This window comes from Dyadobacter luteus (assembly GCF_003383615.1).
Lineage (GTDB): Bacteria > Bacteroidota > Bacteroidia > Cytophagales > Spirosomataceae > Dyadobacter > Dyadobacter luteus.
In genome coordinates this window covers 222,731-249,072 of the sequence record NZ_QNUL01000004.1, presented here as the reverse complement: position 1 = coordinate 249,072, position 26,342 = coordinate 222,731, and the positions used below count along the sequence as shown (strand labels likewise).

General features: G+C 44.6%; 22 protein-coding genes. 18 read left to right on the top strand and 4 right to left on the bottom strand.

The window, feature by feature from the left end:
- The first annotated feature begins 43 nt into the window (after positions 1-43).
- The 13 genes from DSL64_RS07820 (at position 44) to DSL64_RS07760 (ending at position 15,589) form a co-directional block, all read left to right on the top strand.
- A complete protein-coding gene (locus DSL64_RS07820) occupies positions 44-685 on the top strand; it encodes an HdeD family acid-resistance protein (protein WP_115830118.1) in 642 nt (213 codons plus the stop codon).
- 46 nt (positions 686-731) lie between these two features.
- Complete coding sequence (locus tag DSL64_RS07815; protein ID WP_115830117.1) at positions 732-1,808, top strand: sensor histidine kinase; 1,077 nt, start codon at positions 732-734, stop codon at positions 1,806-1,808.
- Positions 1,789-2,550: a LytR/AlgR family response regulator transcription factor gene (locus tag DSL64_RS07810; RefSeq protein WP_115830116.1), complete on the top strand. Its 762-nt coding sequence runs from the start codon at positions 1,789-1,791 to the stop codon at positions 2,548-2,550. The genes DSL64_RS07815 and DSL64_RS07810 overlap by 20 nt, the downstream gene beginning before the upstream one ends.
- Positions 2,551-3,216: 666 nt before the next feature.
- The gene (locus DSL64_RS07805; protein ID WP_115830115.1) at positions 3,217-3,792 is read left to right on the top strand and encodes a porin family protein; all 576 of its coding nucleotides are present in this window, start codon (positions 3,217-3,219) and stop codon (positions 3,790-3,792) included.
- A gap of 92 nt (positions 3,793-3,884) precedes the next feature.
- Positions 3,885-4,325 carry a DUF2141 domain-containing protein gene (locus tag DSL64_RS07800; RefSeq protein WP_115830114.1) on the top strand — a complete coding sequence of 147 codons (441 nt, stop codon included), beginning with the start codon at positions 3,885-3,887 and terminating at the stop codon, positions 4,323-4,325.
- A 173-nt stretch (positions 4,326-4,498) separates the two neighbouring features.
- Positions 4,499-5,179 (top strand): hypothetical protein, encoded by a 681-nt coding sequence (locus DSL64_RS07795; protein ID WP_147300346.1) that lies wholly within the window; start codon positions 4,499-4,501, stop codon positions 5,177-5,179.
- 132 nt (positions 5,180-5,311) lie between these two features.
- Positions 5,312-5,593: a hypothetical protein gene (locus tag DSL64_RS07790; RefSeq protein ID WP_147300345.1), complete on the top strand. Its 282-nt coding sequence runs from the start codon at positions 5,312-5,314 to the stop codon at positions 5,591-5,593.
- A 185-nt stretch (positions 5,594-5,778) separates the two neighbouring features.
- A complete protein-coding gene (locus tag DSL64_RS07785) occupies positions 5,779-6,453 on the top strand; it encodes a response regulator transcription factor (RefSeq protein WP_115830111.1) in 675 nt (224 codons plus the stop codon).
- Between the two features lies 1 nt (position 6,454).
- A complete protein-coding gene (locus DSL64_RS07780) occupies positions 6,455-7,846 on the top strand; it encodes a sensor histidine kinase (RefSeq protein ID WP_115830110.1) in 1,392 nt (463 codons plus the stop codon).
- 130 nt (positions 7,847-7,976) lie between these two features.
- Entirely contained in the window at positions 7,977-9,401 is a 1,425-nt protein-coding gene (locus DSL64_RS07775) for a TolC family protein (protein ID WP_115830109.1), read from the top strand.
- 10 nt (positions 9,402-9,411) lie between these two features.
- Complete coding sequence (locus DSL64_RS07770) at positions 9,412-12,615, top strand: efflux RND transporter permease subunit (protein WP_115830108.1); 3,204 nt, start codon at positions 9,412-9,414, stop codon at positions 12,613-12,615.
- A gap of 24 nt (positions 12,616-12,639) precedes the next feature.
- Positions 12,640-13,785: an efflux RND transporter periplasmic adaptor subunit gene (locus tag DSL64_RS07765; protein ID WP_115830107.1), complete on the top strand. Its 1,146-nt coding sequence runs from the start codon at positions 12,640-12,642 to the stop codon at positions 13,783-13,785.
- Between the two features lie 205 nt (positions 13,786-13,990).
- Positions 13,991-15,589, top strand: coding sequence for an MGH1-like glycoside hydrolase domain-containing protein (locus DSL64_RS07760; RefSeq protein WP_115830106.1), 1,599 nt, complete (start codon positions 13,991-13,993; stop codon positions 15,587-15,589).
- Between the two features lie 47 nt (positions 15,590-15,636).
- Here the strand turns inward: DSL64_RS07760 and DSL64_RS07755 are convergent, their stop codons facing one another.
- Positions 15,637-16,203, bottom strand: coding sequence for a dihydrofolate reductase family protein (locus DSL64_RS07755; protein ID WP_115830105.1), 567 nt, complete (start codon positions 16,201-16,203; stop codon positions 15,637-15,639).
- A 194-nt stretch (positions 16,204-16,397) separates the two neighbouring features.
- On the opposite strand from DSL64_RS07755, the gene DSL64_RS07750 reads away from it, so the two are divergent.
- Together DSL64_RS07750 and DSL64_RS07745 are read left to right on the top strand one after the other, a co-directional pair.
- Positions 16,398-18,140: an ABC transporter ATP-binding protein gene (locus DSL64_RS07750; RefSeq protein WP_115830104.1), complete on the top strand. Its 1,743-nt coding sequence runs from the start codon at positions 16,398-16,400 to the stop codon at positions 18,138-18,140.
- 89 nt (positions 18,141-18,229) lie between these two features.
- Positions 18,230-18,454, top strand: a complete 225-nt coding sequence (locus DSL64_RS07745; RefSeq protein WP_115830251.1) for a Kazal-type serine protease inhibitor family protein — start codon at positions 18,230-18,232, stop codon at positions 18,452-18,454.
- 60 nt (positions 18,455-18,514) lie between these two features.
- Here the strand turns inward: DSL64_RS07745 and DSL64_RS07740 are convergent, their stop codons facing one another.
- Positions 18,515-19,075, bottom strand: a complete 561-nt coding sequence (locus DSL64_RS07740; protein WP_115830103.1) for a sugar O-acetyltransferase — start codon at positions 19,073-19,075, stop codon at positions 18,515-18,517.
- A gap of 239 nt (positions 19,076-19,314) precedes the next feature.
- On the opposite strand from DSL64_RS07740, the gene DSL64_RS07735 reads away from it, so the two are divergent.
- From DSL64_RS07735 to DSL64_RS07725, 3 genes are all read left to right on the top strand, one after another.
- A complete protein-coding gene (locus DSL64_RS07735; RefSeq protein WP_115830102.1) occupies positions 19,315-20,148 on the top strand; it encodes an SMP-30/gluconolactonase/LRE family protein in 834 nt (277 codons plus the stop codon).
- A gap of 118 nt (positions 20,149-20,266) precedes the next feature.
- Positions 20,267-20,989: a 3-keto-disaccharide hydrolase gene (locus DSL64_RS07730; protein WP_115830101.1), complete on the top strand. Its 723-nt coding sequence runs from the start codon at positions 20,267-20,269 to the stop codon at positions 20,987-20,989.
- A gap of 62 nt (positions 20,990-21,051) precedes the next feature.
- A complete protein-coding gene (locus DSL64_RS07725) occupies positions 21,052-21,921 on the top strand; it encodes a sugar phosphate isomerase/epimerase family protein (RefSeq protein WP_115830100.1) in 870 nt (289 codons plus the stop codon).
- A gap of 84 nt (positions 21,922-22,005) precedes the next feature.
- On the opposite strand, the gene DSL64_RS07720 is transcribed toward DSL64_RS07725, so the two are convergent.
- Entirely contained in the window at positions 22,006-22,866 is an 861-nt protein-coding gene (locus DSL64_RS07720; protein ID WP_115830099.1) for a glycerophosphodiester phosphodiesterase family protein, read from the bottom strand.
- 72 nt (positions 22,867-22,938) lie between these two features.
- Complete coding sequence (locus tag DSL64_RS07715) at positions 22,939-26,151, bottom strand: TonB-dependent receptor (protein ID WP_115830098.1); 3,213 nt, start codon at positions 26,149-26,151, stop codon at positions 22,939-22,941.
- Positions 26,152-26,342 lie beyond the last annotated feature (191 nt).

Genomic DNA, 26,342 nt, shown 5'->3' with positions numbered 1-26,342 from the left:
AATTAATTTTTACCTGACACAACAGTTAACAAAAAGCCTCAGTATGAAAACGATATTAAACGCAAAAAGTACACTTCTCAAATATTGGTACCTTCCCTTGATTATAGGCATTTTGCTTACACTCACAGGACTTTATGTTTTTTCAGTACCCCAGGAAGTAACGACAGTAGTGGTCACTTTGATCAGTCTGTTTATCATTTTGAGCGCCGCTGCGGAGCTGTTTTTCTATTCCAGAAGCAATCTTCAAAATAAGGCCCTGCATATCGCCGGAGCTCTCTTTATTGTTTTATCAGGAATATATTTTCTTTTCAATCCCGGCTCCGCCACTACGCTGATCGCGCTGCTGCTGGCCATTCAGTTAGCGGTAAGATCTCTGCAGGGACTGATGTTCTCGTTTGGTCTTAAATCGCGCGGTGTACCCAACTGGCATTTACTTGCCCTGTTGAGCGCAGCAGGTATCGCCTCGTCGGTCATGCTTGTGACTAACCCTGAGATCATTGGTGTCTCTATTGTTCTGTTCACCGGTATTGCCCTGATCCTAATAGGTTTAATTCTCATTGGACTCTCTTTGATCATGAAAAGATTTGGGGCTATGTTTACCTCCATGACCAATGGCATGGGCAGACAAGGCGGACAGCCTACAGATGTACCTTACGAAATTATACAGGATAAACTCAAAGAGTGATCTTTTGTAAATTCTCAAAAAGGAGTTCAAAGCAAAAAATCAAAGCATGCAACAAACCCTCCCTGTTAAACACCTGATCCGCCAGAGCGGAAAAACCATGCTACTATTGCTGGTGGCATCGCTGATTATAGGCAATAGTAATACCGACGATCTGACGGCGAGCCTGTTCAGGGTTGCTATTTCACTGGGACTTTTTACCGCGGTATTTTTCAGCAACATTGGTATTCTTATCTTTTACCATAAGAAGCAAAACTCGGCTAAAGGGCTGCTGGATAGAAAGACGTTTGTTACGGGTTATCTGTGCACGATCGTATTTGTTGTCATTTGCCAGTATATAGAAAGCATTCTTCGCAGCAAGGGTATTCTTTTGAACAGAGCGGCTAACGATCATTGGCAAAACCTGACGGGTTGGCGGGTATACGCCTATCTTCCCTATGTAAGTTTAATGCTTTACCTTTTCATATTCCTGATACAGAATTTTGTACTGACTCAGTACGAAAAAAGTAGAATTGAACTTGAATTACTGAAGCTAAAATCAATAAATACCGATACCGCCAACCAGTTGTTGCGCCAGCAGATTCAGCCTCATTTCCTCTTTAATGCTCTTAATGTTTTACGGTCTCTTATCAAAAAGTATCCCCAGACCGCGGATGCCTACCTGATCCGTTTATCTGATTTTCTCAGGGCGTCGATCTCTCGGAATGGTTCGGGACTCGCTACGATCCGGGAAGAATTAAAGCTATGTGAAGACTATATGGAAATGCAGCGGATCAGGTTCGGAAATGCTCTGGATTATCAGGTCATGCCGGAAGTTTCTGCCATAGATGAAGATAAATTCCTGCCTTTCTTTTCGCTTCAGCCTCTGTTGGAAAACGCTATCAAACACAACGAACTCACTGAACTACACCCTCTGACGATCACCATTACACGTCAGCAGGATTGCCTGATAGTAAGAAATAATTTCAGACCTAAAAAGATGATGGAAACTTCGACGGGTAGTGGACTTGCGAACCTTAGGGAACGCTACAGAATATTATCAGGAGATAATATTGTGATCGAAACAGATGAGTCATTTTTTTCAGTAAGTATCAAAATTCTTGACCATGAATATAGTCATCATTGAAGACGAACGGCTGACGGCTGAAGATCTTGCCGATATGATTTTACAGCTGGCTCCGGATGCCAACTTGACAGCTTCGCTTAGTTCGGTTCAGGAAGCGGTCCAATACTTTTCCGACTCTCCGCAGCCGGATCTTATATTCAGCGATATCCAGCTGGGCGACGGACTTAGCTTCGATATTTTCAATCAGATCGAAATTAAAATCCCGATCATATTCTGTACTGCTTTTGATGAGTACGCCATTAGCGCCTTTAAAACCAATGGTATCGACTATATATTGAAGCCTTTCAAAGAGCAGGAAATTCAGCAGGCGTTAGACAAATACAAAATGCTGCGCAGTACATCCGCAAGTGACAATTCCCTCAACAGTCTCTTGCAACTTATCCAACAAAAGAATCCTGGCCGGGCAGCGTCGGTATTGGTACATCACCGAGAGAAAATCATTCCTGTCAAGATGGAGGAAATCGCAGTTTTTTATATCAAACACGAGCTCACTCACCTGCACACATTTGACAAAAAAACCTACACGATCAGCAAAACCCTGGATGAATTACAACAGCTTACAGGTCCTGACTTTTTCCGGGCCAACCGCCAGTTTATCATCAACCGCAAATCGGTAGAGAGTGCTGAGCAATACTTCGGCAGAAAGGTTTCCATCGGACTCAATATTCCTTTCGAGTCAATTATAACCGTGAGCAAAGAAAAGATTTCATCATTTCTGGAATGGCTGGAAGGGAATGCGTAGAAGCGTTGCTTCCATTTAGAATGGGATCGACTTGTCGCACTTTACAGTAGTTGTTTGAAGCTACAGTAACTTGTAGTATTATGGTGCGCTGCACCTTCTGTTGCTTCATTGACAATAAGTTGCTACAAATATCTCGGCGCTCTGCACCTTCTTTTGATGGTTTGGAGCACCTCTACATAATAGGTCACTTCAACAAAATTGAAGACATCATAGCAATATAAGTTCTCCCCGGGCTTCACGAAGTGTTGCACTTCATTTTTCACGGTACCTCAGAAATTTCATGCGCGCATTAAGGAGGTTCATCCCTTCCCTTTGGTTAAAGGCAATATCCAGTATGCAAGTAAAATTGGAGTCAGTTTCAACTGACGATGATACTCAATGTAAATACTCCATTCAAGTTTAAGGCGCAGAGCGCTGTAATATTTGTAGCATTATCCGGAAACAGACAATCATCAGTTGCAGCGCACCGCAATAAAAACCTTCCCCACCACTAGAATTCCCCTCGCCCTACCCCCTTTGCCTCCATCCCTCCTTTGCCCTTCCCCCCCTATCCCTGCACTCAAACCTGCTGACTTTTCACCCCGTGATTTGTCCGTTTGAGCCTGAAACAGCTGGAATAATTTTTCTTAACAGTTGAAATTTGTTCAAAACCAAAAACCAAATGTTATGAAAAAATTAATAGTTATCTGTCTCATGCTGGTTGCCAGCACATCAGCATTTTCTCAGTCATTCAGTATCGGGCCCAAAGCAGGGATTAACGTAAGTAACTATACTGGTGGCGATATCGAATCCGACGCACTTGTAGGTTATCATATTGGTGGTATTATCAATTACGGTTTCGGAGAGGTATTTTCTATCCAGCCAGAAGTTCTTTTCTCTACACAGGGAGCAAAAGTGAGTAATGCAGGTCAGAAAAACGACTTCAAAATCAGTTATCTGACAGTTCCGGTGATGCTCAAATTCAAAACAAAAGGAGGCTTTTATCTGGAACTAGGTCCACAGGTCGGTTTCCGTACCTCTTCAAACATTCCTGATCAGACGATAAACAACTTCGCGAAAGGACTGGATCTTGCAGCAGCAGGCGGACTAGGCTTTCAATCTAACATTGGACTGGGCGTGGGCGTGAGATACGTAGCAGGGCTTAGCAAAGTCGGCGATTTTAATGCGGGTAATATCAACCCCGACTTCAGAAACAGCGTGATCCAGGCCAGCATTTTCTGGGCGATTCCGTTTGTGAAATAATCGAAATACGATACACTTAAGCGAAAGCTTAAGGGGGAGCAACACTTCATCAACAGACTTCTTTTTAGAATATAAAGTTTAAAATATTAGCCATGAAAAATAACCATCTTATCAGAATTGCCCTGTTGATTTTTACTTGCGGAATCTTTGCAAACACACATGCACAGAATACACAGGTACATATCACCGCAATTCGTTCTGATAAAGGGAAAATCATTCTGAAAATCTTTAAAGATCAGGCTACTTTCGAAAAAGAGCAGGCATTTAAGACGCAGTCCTTTGACAAAAAAACGCTGAAGAACGGCGAGCTGAACGTCAGTATCGATCTATCACCCGGCACCTACGGAATAACGCTGCTTGATGATGAAAATAATGATGGTAAGCTGGAAAAGAGCTTTGTAGGAATGCCCAAAGAAGGTTTCGGATTCTCAAACTTTTTCCTGCAAAAAATGAAGAAACCTACCTTCGATGAATTCAAAACACAGATCAAGAAGGACGAGAATAAAGTACAGATCAAAGTCAAGTACATGTGAGCGTACTGCTACCAAAATTTAGGGTGAAATTAATTGAGTAATAAGTAGTCAGTAAAAGTTGCCGGATCTTTCCGGCAGCTTTTATACAACATTACTTCCGCCATACCTTTCGCAATATTCTTTTCTTCATCATCATGCCCGGTACTATTTCAAACTTAAAAAAGCAATCAGATTTGCGAGAATTCGTAATGGTTACTGCCAGATACCTTGTTTACGGTTGCCTGATCGTTCTGCTCGCTCAACTGATCAAGTGGGATGCTTCCCAGGCCGAAGGTGATCTGAAATTTTCAGAACAATCCTATACCGAAGCATGTCAGTTGGTTTTACTTTTATTTTCATCGCTGCTGCTCTGGCACATTTACCGGCAATCGAAAGCATACGGGTATGTGGCACTGTTAATGATGGGACTTACCGCCACCTCACTTGTACGGGAAATGGATGATCCGTTCGATGCACTTTTCGACGGTGCGTGGCAGATCACTGCGTTTTCTGTCGCTGCATGGGTCATTTTCACAGTATATAAAAACAGACACACTTTTCTGAGCCAGTTTTTTCGCTTTGTCTCCACACCTTCATTCGGCATGTTCTTGTCCGGTATTTTCACAACGTATATTTTTTCACGTTTGATAGGACGCAAAGTATTCTGGCAGGCTGTGATGGAAGAACAGTATTTTCGTGCAGTTAAAAATGCGTCTGAGGAATCCACAGAATTATATGGCTACCTGCTTATCTTCATCGCTGTTTTAGAGCTGACTTATTACCATTACCGTAGCAAAGCGCAAAATCAATCCGGTCTTTCAACGGATCTGGCAGATGAGCTGCAAGGAAAAAAACTTCAGAACTTTTCTGTTTGACTAATCCCGAGTCTTACACAAATAGCCATGACGAACCATACTTCTGATACTCTTCTTCACCATTCGCAGACTCATGAATCTTGTGTCAGTGCATATTTATCTGTGGTGTGGAACAACGGATTTACTGATCAAATGGCATACTTCGTTCATCCTTTGTTTGTCGATTACAGTATGCCATTTTCCATACTTCAGAATGCTGATGGCGTAAAGACTTATCTTCATATATTAAAAACCAGTCTTCATTTTCACCTGGAAATAGAATCATTGGCCTCCTGCGGTGATTTTGTCTATGCTTCAACCAGACTTCATGTAGCACCTTTGCATCTGGTGAGTGCGCAGACAACAGAGGTAAGCATGCAATTCAGCATCTTCCAAATGAACAGAGGAATGATTATTGCACATTGGCAGGCATAAACAGCCTTTCGCCACACTACTATCGAATTCGATTTTACCTGTCTGATTCTATCTTTCCTGAAAGCTTGCTCGCACAGAGTCACTTCGAAGAAAGGTAACCCACCCACGTAAAGCAAAAAAGTTTTTCCATACAATCCACAAAGGCTATATTTACCTTTTCATGCAAGCTAGTAAAGACAAGTGTAATGAGAATTTTGTATGTGGAAGACGAGCCGAATGTGGCCTCGTTTGTTCAGAAAGGATTAAAGAGTGAGGGTTTTGAAATTGACATTGCTTATGATGGGATGCTGGGTCTGCGCCTGTTCAATACATCTTCCTATGATGTGGTTATTCTGGATATCAATCTCCCGAAAATCAACGGCTTCGATTTATGCAAGGAAATCAAATCCGTCCATCCTAGCCAGCTGGTAATGCTGCTCACCGCGCTAGACAGTATAATAGACAAAGAAACAGGATTCGGCGCAGGCGCTGATGATTATCTTGCCAAACCTTTCGAATTCCGTGAACTGGTTCTCAGGATTCATGCATTAGCACGGCGAAAAGGTCCGTCGCTATCAGCCAATACGGTGATTCAGGTTGATAATCTGATCATGGATACAGGTTCGAAAATCGTAACCCGTGACGGCAAACGAATAGAGTTGACAGGACGTGAATATGCTCTTCTTGAATATCTGATGAAAAACGCTGGTAAAATTGTGAGCCGGGTCGACATTTCTGAGAGAGTATGGGATATACGCTTCGATACAAACACGAATGTCATAGATGTATTCATCAACTACCTGCGAAAAAAAATCGATGTCGGCCATTCTAAAAAGCTGCTGCATACCGTAGTCGGAATGGGTTATATGCTGAGAGGATAATATGCTGATACGCCACAAAATCGTTATCTGGTTTACAGTTTTTGTATCGTTGGTGCTGCTGCTGTTCTCTGCATATGTTTATGTTTCCTTTAACAGCTACCGGGAACAATCCATCACCGAGAGGCTTGAAACACGGGCCAGAACCACAGAACAGCTTCTTTCAGCAGACGGGAAAGTTATAGGCAGCATCAGTAGTACGCTTCCTGAACAGGTCGATTTTATTTTCTCCGGCACTGACAGTCTTGTGTACAAAAGCTCAGATAAATTTGATTTTTATCCTGCCAAAGAACTACTTGACAGCATCCGTACGCTAGAAAAATTGCATTTTACCTACGAGTCTGCCGGGCATGCTTATCCTAAAGATGCAGGCGCAGTGAGCTACTATGCTCCCGGGCAAAAAAAAGGAGAAAGACCTTATGTAGGGCTGGTGACCGCCTATGACCTGGAAGGCCATAAACGGCTTTTTTCTCTCAAAGATTTGTTTGTTTATGGCAATCTATTCTTTGTACTGCTGATCGGCCTGCTGGCCTACTTCTTTGCTGCCAGGGTACTTCAACCATTGAATGCACTTCTTAAACAGATTAAAGATCTCAATCAGACTTCGCTGACTTTCAGACTCAAGAATTTTAACCCGAAGGACGAGATTGGTACACTTGCCACTGCCTTCAACGATCTGCTCGAACAGCAGGAACGGCTTATTGCGAGCCAGCGTGCTTTCATTTCGCAAGCGTCCCATGAACTCAGAACACCGATGTCCAGCTTAAAAGGACTGCTGCAGACCTCCATTTTGTATGATAAAGACAGAGATTCTCTGGTTACAAGTATTAAAAGTGCAACCAATGAACTGGATCGTCTGGTAAGTCTTTCAAATGGACTCTTGCAGTTGGCGCGCGTTGAAAATGAAGAGGATTTTATTCATACCCATCAGGTGGATCTGATTGAGACTGTTATGGATAGCATAGATGCGGTTCAGACCTCCTGGCCCAATCATCCTATTCGTCTCAACATCAGCGATGGCGTATGTCAGCAAACCAATGCACTGCTGGTGTCGGGGGAGAAAACACTTCTGAAGGTTGCGATTGATAATCTCATAGAAAATGCCTGTAAGTATTCTGACGGTAAACCCGTGGGAATTCATCTGGAAATGAATACAGAAAAACAAATAAGACTTATAATTACTGACCGCGGAATGGGAATTCCCGAAAGCGATATGACCCGGGTACTGCAGCCATTGATTCGTGGTTCTAACGTAAATAATGTTGCAGGATTCGGTATTGGACTCACACTGGCTCATAAGATCATCCGGCTTCATCGGGCAGCTTTTGTCATGACATCCAAAGTTTCTGAGGGAACCAGGATTACGCTTACTTTTGATTTGATACTGTTAAGGTAATTGAGATCATGCCCAACTTCTAATACACATTAAAATCCCTTAATGCACATTAGGTTTAATCTAATTTCCTGCTAATGTGCCCTTAACGGTAGCGACTTACTTTTGGTTTTGATCAAATACAAAAGTAAGAATGCTCCATTCCCGTCTCGTTTTTTGCCTCACCTTTTTTGTAATAGGTACTTTCTCTCCAAAGCTTTACGGGCAGAATCAGGACACGCTGGTTTTTACCCTCAAAGAAGCTCTTGATCTGGCCAAACGTAACTATCCCTTAATCAAAAGCAGGACTGCTCAGATAGAAGCTGCCACCAACGATGTCAGCGCTGTACGTGCATCCTATCTTCCCAAAGCAGGCTTTCAGGCGCAAGCTCTGTTTGCAACATCAAATCAGGTTCGGGGAGCTTACTACAGTGTGGAGGGTCTGGCAGTACCCGTAGCAGGTGGAATTAAACTTACCGACTTTGACAACAAACCAGCCTGGACGAGTCTTGGCGCATTTACCGTCGACTGGAAAGCAATTACTTTCGGACGACTGAGGGCAGATAAAAACGCAGCCCAAAGCAGACTTGCTCACTCTGAACAATTATTGCAACAGGAAATTTTTGAGCATCAGATCAGGGTGATAGACGCCTATCTGCTTGCGCTCAATACACAAAAAATAGCCCAGCTTCAGCAGCGTAATGTGGTTCGTACACAGAACATCCTGACGGTGACCAGTGCAAATGCCGCTTCAGGTTTGAAAGCGGGTATCGACAGCTCTGTGGCGGCAGTGGAAGCAACCAAAGCACGGATTCAGTACATGAATAGTCTGAATATAGCCCAGATGCAGAATGTAGTGCTTTCAGAATTGATCGGCCGCCCGGGGGAAACGATCAGGATTGACACCATGCATTTTTACAGACAACTCCCTTATCAGCCTCTGGTTGATTCTATCGGGCTGGCATCTCATCCCAGATTAAAGCCAAAACAACTCGAAATAGATGTGGCCAATAATACTGCGAAACAGATCAGGCTCAACAATATGCCCACTTTTTCTCTGATGGGATCTGTTTGGGGGCGCGGAAGTGGGATCTCTCAAAACATGAACCCTGATCAGAGTTTCTCAATCAACTCTTCGATCACTGAGGGTTTGCCTTTCAGGGCTTACAATTATATGCTGGGAGCTACGATTACCTGGCTGCCGACCCGTTATTTTGAAACCCGACATCGCTATCGCTCTCAGCAACAGCAGGCTATTTCTATCAAAGAAAATTATAAACTGATCAGTCAGCAGCTAACCACCAGTCAGAAAAATGCTGCACTTCAGTTTGATATGGCCTATCAGACGGCCGAGCAAACGCCGATCCAGGTGGCTGCAGCAAAGCAGGCTCTGGCCCAATCGAATGCCCGCTACGAAAGCGGTATTGAAAGCATTATGGTTCTTACTCAGGTGGGAGATCTTTACAACAACTCACAAACAGATTATCTGGTCTCAGTCAACAACCTCTGGCGTGCGCTGCTGATGAAAGCAGCCGCACATGGAGACCTGAATCTATTCCTGGAACAAATACCCAATTAATTAGTTTATCATGCTGAAAACCGCGCTCAAAAAGCCCGTTACCATTGTGGTGGCCATTGCGGCAACACTGATCTTTTCAGTGCTGGCCTTGCTCCGCATCCCTATCGATATATTTCCTAACCTGAACCTGCCCACCATTTACATTGCACAGCCGTACGGTGGTATGACAGCCGCCCAAATGGAAGGTTTTGTGGCCACCCGTTATCAAAACCAGATGCTGTATGTATCCGGTATTAAGGATGTGGAGGTAAAAAACATACAGGGATTGTGTCTTGTAAAATGTACTTTTTACGAAAATGCTGACATGGCCCAGGTATCCGGTGAAGTAGCCAATCAGGTCAACCGGGTGATGAACTACATGCCGCCGGGAACCGTTCCGCCAACCGTTGTACGGTTTGATGCATCTTCCCTTCCTGTTGGCCAGTTGGTGTTCAGCAGTCAACGTGCCACACTTGGAGAGTTGCAGGACTTAGCATCCACCCGCATCCGGCCACTCTTCTCTCAAATCCCCGGTGCCTCTGCTCCCTCGCCGTTTGGAGGAAACGAAAGAACGGTAGTCGTACGCGTTGACCCTGAAAAAATGAGAAGTTACGAGTTCACCCCTGATGATATCGTATCAGCTGTCGTGGAAAATAACAAGATCGCTCCTGCGGGAAACATTCGTATCGGAGATTATACCGTAGTCACACCAAGTAATACGGTAATTGAAAACGTCGAAGAATTCCTGGGGATTCCGTTAAGAAAAGGTGCCGGCCCTACCGTATTCATGCGGGATGTAGCCACTGTTGAAGATGCTACAGATGTACCGGTAGGATACGCACTGGTGAACGGGAAAAGAGCCGTATACATTCCGGTGACCAAAACTGCCGGTGCGTCCACGATGAACGTGGTGAATGCCCTTAAGGAAAAACTCCCTGAAATGCAGAACCTGATTCCCGCCGACGTGAAACTCAGCTACGAGTTTGACCAGTCGGTGTACGTGATGCAATCAGTGCACTCACTGGCTGTGGAAGGAGGGCTCGGTGCACTGCTGACAGGACTGATGGTGTTTCTGTTTCTCAGGGACCTGAAAAGCTCACTTATTGTAATTATCACCATTCCCATCTCTATTCTTGCAGCCATTTTGCTTTTGCAGATGACCGGCCAGACCATCAATATGATGACGCTCTCGGGCTTGGCCTTGGCTATCGGGATTCTTGTCGACCAGTCAACGGTGGTTATAGAAAATATACATCAGCATCTTGAAATGGACAAAAGCAAAGCCAGAGCGATACGCGACGCTTCCAAAGAGCTCTCCTTCCCTTTGCTGTTGATTACGTTTTCGATTATTGCCGTATTTGCACCGGCGTTCCTGATGACTGGTATACCGGGCGGAATGTTCCTGCCTATATCACTGGCTGTGGGATTCTCTATTCTGGTTTCCTATATTCTTTCTCAAACGTTGGTTCCAATTTTGAGTAACTGGTGGCTTAAAGATCATCACAATCAGAAAGCTTCCGCTCATCCTGAAATTGATTCAGAACCTGCAACGCCAGCCTTTATGGATCGCGTCAAGGATAGTTACGTTTCCATGCTCAATAAACTCATCAAAATCCGGCGATCAGTCATTTTGATTTATATAGGTGTCTGTATGGCCGTCGTTGGAGTGGGTTTTATGTTGATCGGCCAGGATATGATGCCTCGCCAGGACCGCTCACGCCAGTTTCAGGTGCGGTTAGTAGGCCCGCAAGGTCTACGTGTTGAAAGAATGGAAGACCGGGTCAAATTGGTACTGGCAGAAATCGCTAAACTGGTTGACGGAAAACAGAATATCGGAATCTCCTCGGCATTTGTAGGCACTACCCCATCGAGTTATGGTACAAGTGCACTTTATGTATTCAACTCCGGCCCACATGAGGCCGTTTTGCAAGTCAATCTGGCAGCGACTTATCACCTTGCTTCTCTTGATGGCTTGAAAGAGCAAATCCGAAAAGCAGTTAAAAAGGCAGTACCCGACATTGAACTCTCGTTTGAGCCTATTGAACTTACCGAGAAAATCATGAGTCAGGGAGCATCGACTCCTATCGAAGTGGTGGTGGCCGGAAAAGATATTGATGAAAGTGAAAAACATGCCCGAAAGCTCATCAAGGCAATGGGTCGCATCGATTATCTGCGGGATGTGCGTATCAAACAGCCGCTCAGATACCCAACTGTACAGATTCAGATTGACCGCCAGCGCGCTGCACAACTTGGCCTTGGTGTTGCTGAAATCTCCAGGTCGCTGGTAGCCGCCACGGCATCCAGCCGCTTTACGGCTAAAAACCTATGGCTGGATCAGTCCAAAGGATTCGCGTATCAGGTACAGGTAGAAATTTCTCCTCAGTATATGCAGTCGGTGGCTGACATCCAAAGCATACCTATGGTGAAAGGGCAGCTCCGGCCGACACTTGGAGACGTAGCGACAATCACGCCTGCTAACATGCCCGGCCAGTACGATAGAACCGGACCCCGGCGACTGGTGACGGTTTCAGCCAACATACACCAAAAAGATCTGGGCACTGCTACCAGCGACGTACAAAAAGCCATCGCATCCGTTGGCGAAGCACCAAGAGGTTCGGTAGTTGAACTTCAGGGTATGGCTCAGCTTCTGACTGAAACAATGAGTAGCCTTCAGTTCGGATTGGTACTTGCCATCATTGTGATATTCCTTTTACTGGCTGCTAACTATCAATCCTTTATGGTGGCCGGTATCGTACTTATCACTATTCCTGCTGTGTTATCAGGATCGATCCTTTTTCTTCTGCTCACCGGACAAACCCTTAATCTGCAGTCATACATGGGTATTATCATGTCCGTGGGGGTTTCGGTAGCCAACGCGCTGCTACTGGTTACCAATGCAGAAACGCTCAGAATTCAATACCGTGATGCCACCGCAGCAGCCCGCGTAGCTGGCTCTGTGCGCCTGCGCCCCATTCTGATGACCACATTTGCTATGGTTGCAGGTATGATTCCAATGGCCAGCGGGCTGGGAGAAACAGGAGAGCATGTTGCACCGCTGGGACGGGCGGTGATCGGCGGACTGATCGCCTCCACATTTGCCACATTGTTTATCGTGCCTGTTGCCTTCTCGTTGTTTTTAAGAAAGCAAACCTTCGATTCTGCTTCTTTGGACCCCGATGATCCTGAAAGTACGGTTTATGATCCGGCAGAAGAACAAGCACAGCAAACCTATTGATACTGAACCGAAAAAACCATTCAAATGATTCAAATACAAAATATATCACGGCTCAGCTGTCAACTGGCAATAACGACAGGAGTAGCCTTTTTCACACTCGCTCTCAGTGGATGTAATTCTAATAAAGGTCCAAAAAATCTGGCAGATCAGGAGGCGCATGAGGAAATCAGCTATGCCGCTCTACGCGTAAATACTTCACAGCCGGTGAGAGAACTGAACCTGCCGGGAGAGCTTGAAAGTTTCTATGAGACCGACCTTTTTCCCAGAGTAAGCAGTTACATCAGCAAAATGCATGTAGACATTGGTGACCAGGTTAGCAAAGGACAGGTTCTCGCAGAGCTGGAAGCGCCGGAATTAATCGCCAACCTGACCGCAGCCTATTCGAAAGTGAAAGCAGCAGAAGCTGTTTTCGGCGCTAGTAAAGCGGCTTTCCGAAGAGCGATGAAAACCCGCCAGACGCCCGGGGCTATATCCGAAATGGATGTTGACGCCGCACGCACCAAAGTGATTTCTGATAGTCTCACTGTCGTAGCGGAAGAGGCACATTATCAGTCTGTCAAACAACTGGCCGATTATCTGAAAATCGTAGCACCGTTTGCCGGAATGGTCACAGACCGTCGCCTTTCTCCCGGTGCATTTGTAGGGCCTGGCGGGCAGAACGCATTGCCGATCTTAAAAATACGCCAGCTGGATCGACTCAGGTTAAGACTTGCTGTACCGGAAGCCTACCTGGGGGATATTAAAGTCGGGACGGACGTAAGTTTCTCGGTTTCTACTTTCCGCTCTGAGAGTTTTACAGGGAAAATAGCACGTGTTTCCAATAGTGTTCGTCCGGACACCAGATCTGAGATGATTGAAATTGATATTTCCAACCCTAAGCGCAGGCTTAAACCAGGTATGTTCGTTTCTGCCAAATTACCGGTGACGGCTGTTGAAGGAAGTATCTATGTTCCGCAGAGTGCAGTGGTGAGCAATCTTGAAAGAACCTTCGTAATCAAAGTAGAACAGGGCCGTGCCAGATGGGTTGATGTACAGAAAGGAGATGCCACCGCCGGTCAGGTTCAGATTTTCGGGAATATTGCCCAGGGCGATACCATTTTGCGTGCCGCCAATGAAGATATAGCTATGGATGAACCCATTAAAATTGATCTGTCAGCCATGAACCCATAATCGGATGCAAATCTGAAACTTCTTTTCCATCATTACTATTCCATCCTTGACTGTCAAAACCCGCTTGCTTCCCGCAGCGGGTTTTGTTTTTAACAGATACCCGAAAGTCTCCTTCCTCTGGAACGGATTTATAACTTATATTCATCAGCAGATTTTGTGTTTCTATTTGTCCTATTATTTGAAAGCGCACTAAAAATTGCCCGGAATGAGATCAGGAGCCATTTACTTTTTATTTGTCTTATCACTGATAATGATCAGGCAGGTCCAGGCGCAACATGTCGTGCTGAAAGCTGAAGATTTCAAATCTTATATCACCGCCTTCAATGAAGCTGATGAGGAAATTTACAAACAACTGATACCTAACGAGCAGGCGTGGTCCTTTTTATCAGAACAGATTCCTCTGTTTGAATGTCCGGACAAACAGCTCGAACAAACCTACTATTTCCGCTGGTGGACTTACCGAAAGCACCTGAAACAGACACCTGCTGGATACATCGTCACCGAGTTTCTACCGGATGTACACTGGGCAGGGAAGTACAATTCCATTAACTGCCCGGCTGGTCATCATTTTTACGAAGGTCGATGGCTTCGTGATACCTCCTATCTGAAGCAATATGCCCGATTCTGGTACAGAGGCGGCGGCGATCCGCGATCCTATAGTTCATGGATGACAGATGCCATCAGCGCGTTCAATCGGGTACATCCGGATACTTCATTCCTTACCGATCTTCTGCCCGATCTGATTATGGACTATAAAGAATGGGAAAAAATGAGCCTGGATTCTATCGGTATGTTCTGGCAAACAGATGACCGGGACGGCATGGAAATTTCCGTTTCCGGCGCATACGGAAAAAAGAACGAGGGATACCGGACAACGATCAACAGCTACATGTATGGCAATGCCAAAGCCTTATCTGATATAGCCCGAATGGCGGGCGATCCTGAGGCAGAAAAGGTTTATCAGCAAAAAGCCTCAACCATCCGCAAGCAAATCCTGACAAGATTATGGGATCAGAAAGCAGGGTTCTTTAAGGTTATTCCAAGAGGACTTCCGCAGTTGAAACAGGCTGATGTAAGAGAATTACATGGATACACGCCCTGGTATTTCTCCATCCCCGAATCCAGGCATGCAGTAGCCTGGTCACAGGTATCGGATAAAGAAGGTTTTGGCGCGCCCTATGGACCCACAACTACTGAACAGCGGCATGCTGGTTTCAAAGTATTGTATGAAGGTCACGAATGTCAGTGGAACGGGCCCAGCTGGCCATTTGCAACAACAATTACACTTACTGCCCTGGCCAACCTGCTCAACGACTATGATCAGAAAGTAGTAGACAAACAAGATTTTCTTAATCTCCTGACAACCTACAGCCGCTCTCACCAACGCATACGCGAAGATGGAAAGCTGGTGAATTGGATAGATGAAAACCTGAATCCCTATACCGGAGACTGGCTTTCGAGAACCCGGCTTTCAACCATGGAAAACGGAGGCTGGTCTCAAAGAAAAGGAGGTCGTGAAAGGGGGAAAGATTATAATCATTCTGCTTTCTGCGACCACATTATTTCGGGGCTTATAGGCATCAGACCTTCACACGGCAATCAACTGATCATCAACCCCCTGTTACCGGAAAACACCTGGGATTATTTCTGTATCGACAAGGTATTATATCATGGAAAAAACATTACCGTTCTCTATGACAAAACAGGAAAAAAGTATGGAAAAGGAATTGGTATGAAGGTTTTTGTTGACGGCGTGGAGCGGGCCGGTTCGCCAGAACTTACCAAACTGACTATTATGCTTTGAGCACACACCGGGCATTTTGATCCCGGTGTGTCTAGCCTGATTACCTACTACACACGCTCATAATGCAGCAAAGCAATTCCACAGTCAAATGCTTTCGCATTGATCAGTTTCAATTGCTTGGGGCTTCCCTGGAATCCAAAAACAGGCAGCCCTTCTCCCATTCCAACCGGATTCACCAGTAAGTGATATTCATCAATCAGGTCTTCGTTGATCAGTGATGAAACGAAATCCGAGCCGCCGTACACGATAATATCTTTTCCTTCCAGGTTTTTCAACTCGTTGATAGCTGTAGTAAGATCACCGTTTTCCAGCTGTGTATTTTCCCAAACCGATTCCTCCATGATCCTGCTGAAGACGATTTTGGGCATATCCGTAAAGATTTTCCCGGCTTCGTTATCCTGATTACTGATATCCTCTGCTACCGAGTTCCAGTAAGGAATAAATCCTTCAGCCAGCTTCCGGCCCAGCACAATACAATCCACTGTTTCAGTCAAAGCGCCCACATAATCGTTAAGATCTTGCGACCAGTTCGGTGATGCCCAATCCATTTCTCCCTCGGGTCCGGCCATCAGACCATCCACTGTCACCTGTACCTGAAGTTTAAGTTTTCTCATTATCTGCTTTTCTATTTTTTTGTTTCTTACAAAGGTATACGCAATCTGGTTCTGTCACCTCCCTGGTTTCTGACAAATCCGGGGGGCATTTGTGACAAAATTAATGAAGGATTCTGTGAGGCATAATTTTTCTGAATTAAACAATTCCTATCAGCATCGGTCTGACATACATACACTGATTCCTCAATTAGAAAATGAAGCTACTTTGGAAATATCTGAAACCCAGCCGCAACCTGATAGCAATATCACTTGTATTTGCCGCCATTGCACAGGCACTCAACCTGATCGATCCTATTATATTCGGAGAAATCATTGATCGTTTTACAGGTCATAAAAACAACTATACGGAAACACAACTAATCCGCTCTGTAACGCTGTGGCTGCTGTTAGCACTCGGTGTAGCGGTATTATCCAGATTATTTAAAGCGCTGCAGGATTATTTTATGCGCAAAGCAGTGGCCAGTTTTGGAATGAATATCTTCAACGACGGTCTTAAACAAACTTTGCGACTCTCCTATCAGGAATTTGAACAAGGTCGAAGCGGCAGTACCTTATCCGTTCTGCAAAAAGTCAAAACCGATTCCGAGCGTTTTATCAATGCCTTTATCAATGTTCTGTTTTCCTCACTGGTCGGTGTCTCTTTCCTTATTTGGTATAGTTTGAGTCGTAACTGGTTGCTGGTTCCTGTATTTTTCATAGGTGTGCTTTTACTGGGTTCTCTCACCGGGCTGCTTTCCAAACGAATAAAATTCATCCAGAGATCCATTAACAAGAAATCCGAAAAGCAGGCGGGAGTAATCACAGAAAGTCTGCGTAACATCGAGCTTGTAAAAAGCTTCGGTCTGACATTTTCAGAGATCCGGCGACTCAATGACCTGACCGAGAATATCTATAATCTGGAAATGCTAAAAGCCAGAAAAGTCAGTTTTCTGGCTTTTCTGCAAGGCAATTTACTGGCAGTACTCAAACAGTCTATCCTGTTCATTCTCTTGTGGCTGATTTTCCGCGACATACTCAGTACCGGTGAGCTGATCGCCATGCAGTTTATCTCCGTAGCAATCTTTACCCCTTTGCAGGATTTGGGTAACCTGATCATCCTGTATAGAGAAGCGCACACCTCGCTGACCACTTTTGATAATATCATGCACAAGCCGATAGAGCAGCGGCCTGAAAATTCTGTAGAAGTAGGCCCACTACATAGTCTGCGCTTTCAGGATGTTGTTTTCCGGCATCGTACTTCCGGGTTCAATGCCATTGACAAACTTTCATTTTCAATCAATACGGGACAGACCATCGCTTTTGTAGGCCCGTCCGGTTCGGGAAAATCTACGTTGATTAAACTACTGGTAGGTTTATATACTCCTGTGGAAGGTCAGATTTATTACAATGATCATCTGTCTACGACCATACGCTATAACCCGCTCAGGCGACAGATCGGATTTGTAACTCAGGACACTCAGCTTTACGCCGGCACGATCAAACATAACCTGTTGTTTTCCAAACCTAATGCAACGGATGACGAGATCCGGGAGGCGCTTCACCAGGCATCAGCTGACAATCTGATAGCCAAGGCAGAATACGGCTGGGATACCATTTTAGGCGAAAACGGCATGAAGCTTTCGGGTGGTGAAAAACAAAGAATATCCATCGCCAGAGCGCTTCTGAGACAACCAAGTCTGCTAATTTTTGATGAAGCCACATCAGCGCTTGACTCACTGACGGAACAGGAAATCACCAATACAATACGTGCCGTATCGGCCAGTGGCAAACAAATGACCATTCTGATCGCACACCGGCTTTCAACCGTCATGCATGCTGACTGTATTTACGTATTGGAAAAAGGGCGTATCAGTGAGCAGGGAAAACATAAGGAACTCGTAGAGCAAAAAGGATTGTACTATGCCATGTGGCGGCAGCAGGCCGGGGAAAGAAGGTAGATGTACCTGTTGTAATCCTGCAAAATAACATTGTAATTTGTCCCAATCATAAGTGGTTTACAACGAAAAAAATCACCAAACATCCGACCATGAAAATCACATCAAAACTAATACCGTTGCTGTTACTGCTGGGATGCCACGCAGGAAAAACATTGAAAAAGGATTGTGCAGAAAAAACCAGAGATGATTCGATGTGCCTTGCCATTTATGAGCCTGTTTGCGGTTGCAATCAAAAAACCTACGGCAATGAATGCGAGGCTCGTGCGTATGGGATTACTGTTTTTACAAAAGGTGAATGTCCGGATAAAGAGTAGCAACCCGGGTTAACCCGGGATTGTCCCAATATCCTATCAATCTTCATAAAATCGATTTGCTTACTCCTTCAAAGACCGAATGATCCGGCAGGGATTGCCAGCCGCAATCACATCATCAGGAATATCTTTGGTTACCACACTGCCGGCACCGATAATGCTTCTGCTACCGATGGTAACACCCGGACAAATAATGGCTCCCCCTCCCACCCACACATCTTCTCCAATGGTGATAGGCTTCGCTGACTCCAGCCCCGTTGCTCTTGTCACATGATCGAGCGGATGTGTGGCAGTATAAATCTGTACATTCGGACCAAAGAGTGTACGGCTTCCAATGGTAACCTGGTTCACATCAAGCACCACACAGTTGAAATTAAAAAACACTTTGTCCCCTACTATCATATTACTTCCATAATCGCAGTAAAATGGAGGTTGAAGCCATAAATCTGAGCCTGAATTGGGTATCAGTTTTTTCAGAATCCCGAGCCTCTTCTCAGGTTCGTCTTCACGCCCGTTGTTCAATTCCAGCATCAGAAGACGCGCCTGTGTTCTCATTTCAGTAAGTTCCGGATCCAGTGCGTTATAGAGCTCGCCAGCCAGCATTTTTTCTTTTTCGGTTTTCATACAAAGTGTAATTTTATGCCAATGCAATCTTCATCTATTGCCCGAAACTACGCCCTGACGCAATCCTATCAAAACATTTCACGCCATTTGTGACACCAAAAACAGCATCTGCAAACCATTTTTCGGGAAAGAAAATTTGATTTGAGCAGTAAGATTCCGCCTATATTAAGTAGGGCTTACAACATCAACGCTTTCATTCTAACAGATTTTGGCACCATAGACTCAAAAATAAAACCCTTATGAGATTACCTATTCTGACTCTTTTATTAAGCCTGGGCGCATTGGAAAGTTTCTGCCAGTCACTAACACGCACATGGTCTACCGATACGCTATTTCTCAAACCGGAATCAGCAGTTTATGATATAAAAAAGGATGTGATTTACATTTCAAACGTCAACGGAGACTTCCTTGCCAGAGATAATAATGGTTTCATTTCAACGATCAAAACAGACGGAAAAATACAGACCTTAAAATGGATTACCGGCCTGGACAACCCGCAGGGAATGGGTTTGTATCAAAATAAGCTTTATGTCGCAGATATTGACAGAGTTGTTCAGATCAATGTAGATCAGGCTAAGATTGAACATATTTATAAAATAGAAGGTGCTGTGTTCCTCAATGATGTATCAATTGACAGGAAGGGAGACCTTTATGTGTCGGACTGCAGAACCAATAAAATTCATAGAATCTCCGGTGACAAAGTTGAAACCTGGCTTGCTGATTCCCTGCTGTCTGTTCCAAACGGATTGCTGGCTCTTGACGACAGGGTATTTGTACTGAATATGAAAAACGGCCTTGTCTACTCAGTAGATAAAACCACTAAAAAACTATCCGGGTTTACCTCAGGCATTACCGATTGCGATGGAATTGTAAGCGATGGCAAGGACGGATATTTCGTTTCAGGTGCCTGGCAAGGATCGATTTACCACCTCAACGCCAAAGGAGAAAAGAAACTGATTCTGGATTTAAGAAACGAAAAAGTAATCACAGCTGATATCGCGTATCTACCGCAGCAAAAGCTATTGATTATCCCAACATTGAACAAAACAGTCATTGCATACAAATGGAATTAGTCAGAGCCGATCCGTGGATTATAGGCTAACCAAAGGAAATAGAATTGCTCATTTCGTCTTGTCCTTACTTTCAAATTTACCCATCTTTGCAAGATTACCGATCATTCTAATCCCAACTATGAAAGCGAAAATACTTTACCTGGCAGCTATGCTGGGCGTTGCCGTTACCACTCAATCATTCACGGATCAAAAACCCAATGTACTTACTACACAAGAACAAAAAGAAGGCTGGTCGCTGCTTTTCGATGGTAAATCGACAAATGGCTGGCACCTGTACAACAAAGGGAAAACCACTTCGGCCTGGAATGTCAAAAATGGGGAGCTGTATTGTAAAGCCGATGATTACCAGGCTCAGCACGGCGATCTGATTTCTGATAAGCAATTTGAAAATTATGATCTGAAATTCGACTGGAAAATTGTAAAAGCCGGCAATAGCGGTCTGTTCATTAATGTTCAGGAGAAGAAAGAACTTCCGACTGCATGGGCATCCGGACCGGAATATCAGCTTTTGGAAAAATCCCACAACGACCATACTGCCAATCCAGCCAAAAGAGCCGGCTGTCTGTTTAATCTGTTTCCACAAAAGAATCCTGTGCTTCCCAAAGCACCTGGCGAATGGAATCAATCGCGCATCAAACAAGTGAATGGCAAAATAGAATTTTACCTCAACGGCGTACTCACTGCAAGTGAAGACCTTAAGTCCGAAAAATGGAAAAAAGCAATTGCCGCAAGCAATTTCAAAACCTTTCCCGAGTTTGGTAAACATACAAAAGGGCACCTTGCTTTGCAGGATTGGGCGAACGGAATCTCCTTCAGAAACATCAAAATCAAGCAGCTTTAGTGCATCTTGCACCTTCTTATAACAATCTCGCCGTGCATGCGGCTCAATCTACCGACTAACCTATGAACAGAAGAGAGTTTTTGACAAACACTGGCCTTCTTGCAGCTGGTGCATTATCTTTAAACACAATTAACGCCTTGGCAGGCGCACCAAAGAAACTGATCAATCCATTTGGTGTTCAGCTATACAGCGCCCGCGATATTCTCCCGGCTGATCCGAAGGGAGTAATGACCAAACTGGCTCAAATGGGCTACAAACAGTTCGAAAGCTACGGCGGCCCGAAAGGGTTCCTTTGGGGAATGGAGCCGAAAGAGATTAAGTCATTTCTGGATGGATTGGGCGTAAAAATGGTAAGTACCCACTTCGATTTCAGCAAAGCGGCAGCAAACCCCGATCTGTTGAAAGAACAAATCGACATGGCTGCAGGAGCTGGTTTGAGTTATCTGATCTGTCCATGGATCGGACCACAGAAAAGCTGGGACGACTGGAAGAAAATAGCTGAGAATTTCAATAAGGTTGGTGAGCAAGTGAAAGCTTCGGGTCTGAAATTCGGATACCACAATCACGATTACTCATTCAAAGAACTAGACGGCAAATTGCCACAGGACTACCTGCTGGAAAACACAGATCCTAAATTGGTGATGTTTGAGCTGGATCTTTGCTGGATCGACGTTGCAGGTGTTGATACAGGCGCTCACCTTAAAAAATATGGCAAACGTTACGAGCTTTGCCATGTGAAGGATTACAAAAAAGAAAACGGCAAACCCATCCAGAACGACCTTGGCAAAGGAAGTGTAGACTTCAAGAAAACGCTTCGTCTGGCGCTGGATAGCGGTATCAAGTATTTCCTTGTAGAGCAGGAAGAGTATCCTGAATCACCGCTGGTAAGTCTGAAAAACGATGCGGAGTATATGAAGAAGTTGTCGGTGTAGGTTTTAAAAACCGAGTCTTACCCAACGCAAAAAGGTTACCAAATGGTAACCTTTTTGCGTTGGGTATCATTCTTAAAATCTGTCTCAGAACAAATCCGGATAATCAGATATGATTCCATCCACTCCCAAACCAGCGAGTTGCTTTATTTCCTCTTTGGTATTTACCGTCCAGGGCACCACCTGCATTTTCAGATCATGACATTCCTTCACAGAAGCCGCCGTTACAGTTTTGTAGTAAGGACTGTATATCTGTGGTGTAAAACCAAGTAATTCAAGATTTTCCAGAACTGTTTTAGGATTAGCTGTCAGATAAGAAAGGATGACTTTGGGATAGCTCTTATGGAGAACCTGCAACGGTCTCACATCAAATGATTGAATGGTAAGTCTGTCACCCAGCTTTTTACTGCCACATACCTTCATGACCATGTCTACAAATTCTTGCGGCGCCGGATGGTGCTCTCCGTCCCCTTTTGGAGAAGATTTAATCTCAATATTATACTTCGGAGCTTTCATTCCCTTTTTAGAGGCATATACTTCTACCGAATCGATCATATCAGACAACAAAGGTCTGTAGGTTTTGAACTTCTTCTGTTGTGGAAACTGCGCATGGGGTTTGGTTCCGGCATCAAACTTTTTGATCTGCTCATACGGCATCTGAAACAGAATCAATTCCTTCGCTTCGGTCGGACTAATATCGGTTCCATCCGGGTGGCGCATGAAGTCAGAAGACAAATAGGTATCGTGCGAAACTACGACCTGCCCATCTTTGGAAATAACCACGTCAAGTTCAAGCGTATTCACACCAATGTCCATAGCCTTGATCATGGCCGGAATCGTATTTTCAGGCATCAGGCCACGCGATCCTCTGTGACCTTGTTTGTCAAGCGTTGACTGCCCGAATACTGCACCCGAAGTGCATAAAAGAATAAAAAGTGTCTTTTTCATATTGTAATAAATGGTGATGAAAGAAAAAGAGGTGCCCGTTTGTTTCGAACACCTCTTTCGTTTACTCAAAAATCAGAAGCTGTAACGTATTCCCAGCTGGCACTGATAAGGATTACCCGAAGGAGTAACAACACCGGCAGTATTGACGCGGTATACATAACGTTGGTTGGTTTTATCAAAACCAGGTACAGCTGGTGAGCCCTGACTTGCAGGAATACCCAATGCGTACAGTGCCTGTGTACCCAACGACTTGTTGGTTCCCCAGCTTTTGTTCAGGAAGTTAGCAACGTTGAAAATATCGATGGAAAGTTCAAGTGCATGGCTCTTATAGAAGTTGAACTTCTTGGAAGCACGCAGGTCAAACACCCCATAGAAACCATTGATACCACCATTTCTCTCAGCCATTTTGCCTGAATATTTAGTGATATAATCCTTCATACTCTGGCTTGCATTTGGATTATCCAGAATAGCCTGAAGTCCCTGTCTTACGTTTTCAGGAACGCTTCCATTGTTTCTGTCAAATACGAATGCAAGGTCATTTTGCCCGGCTACAAAGTCTCCGTTGTTGTTAGCACCCGACAACAATGTGTAACGTGTACCACCAATTCCTGAATAGCGAAGTCCTACGTTGATACCATAAAATGATGGTAGAGAACCGAAGAAAACAATCTTATGACGGAAGTGGTTGTCCGAATAAGTCATCATGCTCAAATCTCTCGGATCATCCTTCACCGGCAGGGAAAGAGTTGCTGTGTTCGCCACGTTTCCATTATAAGAAGTATTGTCTCTTGTATCGTTGTAAGTATAACTCGCAGTAATTTCCCCGTCTTTGAAATAACGGAAAGTCGCATCTGCCACGAAAGCAAACTGATTTACTTTTCCTTCGCTGTTCAGCTCCAGTACACGCCCAAATTTCTGACTCTTACGACCCAGAAGCCAGTCACCGGCTCCGTTTGTAGGCATAGACTCCAGCGGCACATATACACCTCTGTTCGCTTCTTCAGCCAAACGGAAGAAAGGCTGGTCCACCATGTTGCGATCTACATAGAAGTAGTTATTGCGTCCCAAAGTCATATATCCGGCAATACCAACTCTTAATCTATCCGTAAAATAGTGGCTGTAAGAAGCATTCGCCTTGTACATCACAGGTACACGTGCATCAGCGCCGTTTGTGTTGATCGTTGGCAGTTGCTGGGAAGCCAGACTTGGAATGCTGTTGTAATCATTTCTGTAAGCAGCGAAATCCGGAGTCGGTACATTCACACCGCGTACATCTACAGTAGCCAGGTGCTTACCATCAAAAGTGAGGTTGTTAATCAACACATAGTTATTGATATCTGACGCAAAAATACCTCCCCCTACACGGATGATGTCCTTATGACGCTCGCCGATATCCCAAGTAAACTGTGCACGCGGCTGAACCACAAATGATTTTAAACGGTGATCGGTACGGATCTGCAGCTCGTCGTACAAAGTCTGGTTCAGAGGCGAAGTGGGATAGTGCGCATAATCCACCCGAAGACCTGCTACCACATCAAGACCTGTTGCGAGCTGCGTTTTAAGCTGACCGTAGACTCCGGCATTCATAATATTGCCTTTCACCGACCAGTCGTCCATCAAAGGAACTTCGCGGTAGTAGCGGTAGGGTTTCAAGTCTTCAAATTGCTGAAGCGCCGTTCTGTTATTTGGAGCGTCTACGGTATAGTGAAAACGACCATTTACTTCACTACCATAGGTTGACTTCGATCCGGTATACATCAAATCCAAACCAAACGTGTACTGAACTTTATCTGTGTTGAAGTAAAGATTATCTACCAATTGCAAAACGTTGTTGGTAAATCCTTCCTGCGCAAAACGGTGACCGCCCATCTGGATGCTACCTACCGCCTTAGATGTACCATCGCTAAGGACAGAGTTTACATTTTCAACAATAGCACGCGGAATGTTGGCACCCGGAAGCTGATCACCAGGACTGCTTTTCTGGTGGGTGTATAGATGCTGCACTTTCAATTCGTTTGTCAAACGAGGGTTGATCGAAGAACGAAGAGAAGCCAGCAAGCTATTGTCTACGTTGTAATCGTTTCCTGTAGATTCGTAAATATTGATTGAAGAGTTATCCGTCAGGCCCAGTTTGTTTCTGTCGCTTGTGAAGTTGTTACGCACTGTCAGAAGATTCTTTCTGTTGATCTGCCAGTCTATACGTGCAAAAGCGGCATCAGATCCTCTTTTCTTGTCGAAGGTACCATACTGGTCATCATTGCTCACACCATATTTGGAACGTGCAATGCCTACAAACTGATCCAGGGTAGCACGTGTAATGTTGAAGCGGTTTTCATCTATCGGAGAACGAACGTCAGCAATTACAAAAGGACGTGAATCCTGCTGATGATCCCATGCAACGAAGAAATGTAGTTTATCCTTGATGATCGGGCCGCCCAAAGAAAAACCGAACTGGTTGGTTGAAAATTTGTTATTGATTTTGTTTCCACGGATATCATAACCACTCGACAACCAGTTAGCACGGCTATAGTTAAATATACTTCCGCTCAATTGGTTAGTACCCGACTTTGTTACTGCGCTTACGGTTCCACCGCCGGCACGTCCGTAAGTCACATCATATTGATTCGTTACCACCTGAAACTCACGCACAGCTTCAATAGAGATTGAATACGGAGCACCACTTCGGCTGGTTGTAGCACCGGCAGACGTCGGGTTTTTCGCATTCATCCCATCAATCGTGTAGTTGGTAGAGGAACCCAGCTGCCCGGAAATATTACCGCCACGGCTCAACGGAGACAAATCCATCAATGAAGTAAAGTTTCTTCCGTTCACGGGAAGCCTTGTAATATCTTTTGCTGAAATCGCAGTAGAAGCACCGATGTTTTCAATCTTATTTTTCAAGCCTGATGCCACAACCTGCACTACTTCCAGTGTCTGGTCAGTTTCCTGCATGGCGATTTTGATTTTAATCGCATCACCCTGGTTGAGCATATAGCCCGTTTGGCGTTGTTCGCCGTAACCTACAAAAGAAACAGTAACCGTGTAAGGACCACCCAATGGTAATTCTTTGAAAGCATATTCACCTTTCGCATTAGTAGTCGTACCTGTTGTAAAACCAGTTGATTCATTACGTACCTGCACTGTAGCCCCGGGAAGTTCTGCTTTCTGGCTATCAGAAATAGTACCTGAAATGGAAGCCTGAGTGGTTTGTGCCCACAGTTCGGAGCCTGAAAAAAAGCAGGCAGACAGGAGCATCATTAATAGAAGTAAATTCTTTCTTAACATAAGAACAATTTCATTTTTGTATTAAATAATTCGACAAATGAAAAAGTTTTTCGAGCCCTGTCGGTTACCAAATCATTAACGAATTGTGAAAATTCCGAGAAATCCGGTATTTATACAAGGCGTAAAAAAGACTCAGTTTCGTAATGAAAGCTTAATATTGAATTACAAATGAGGTAATTAACAGACAGTAC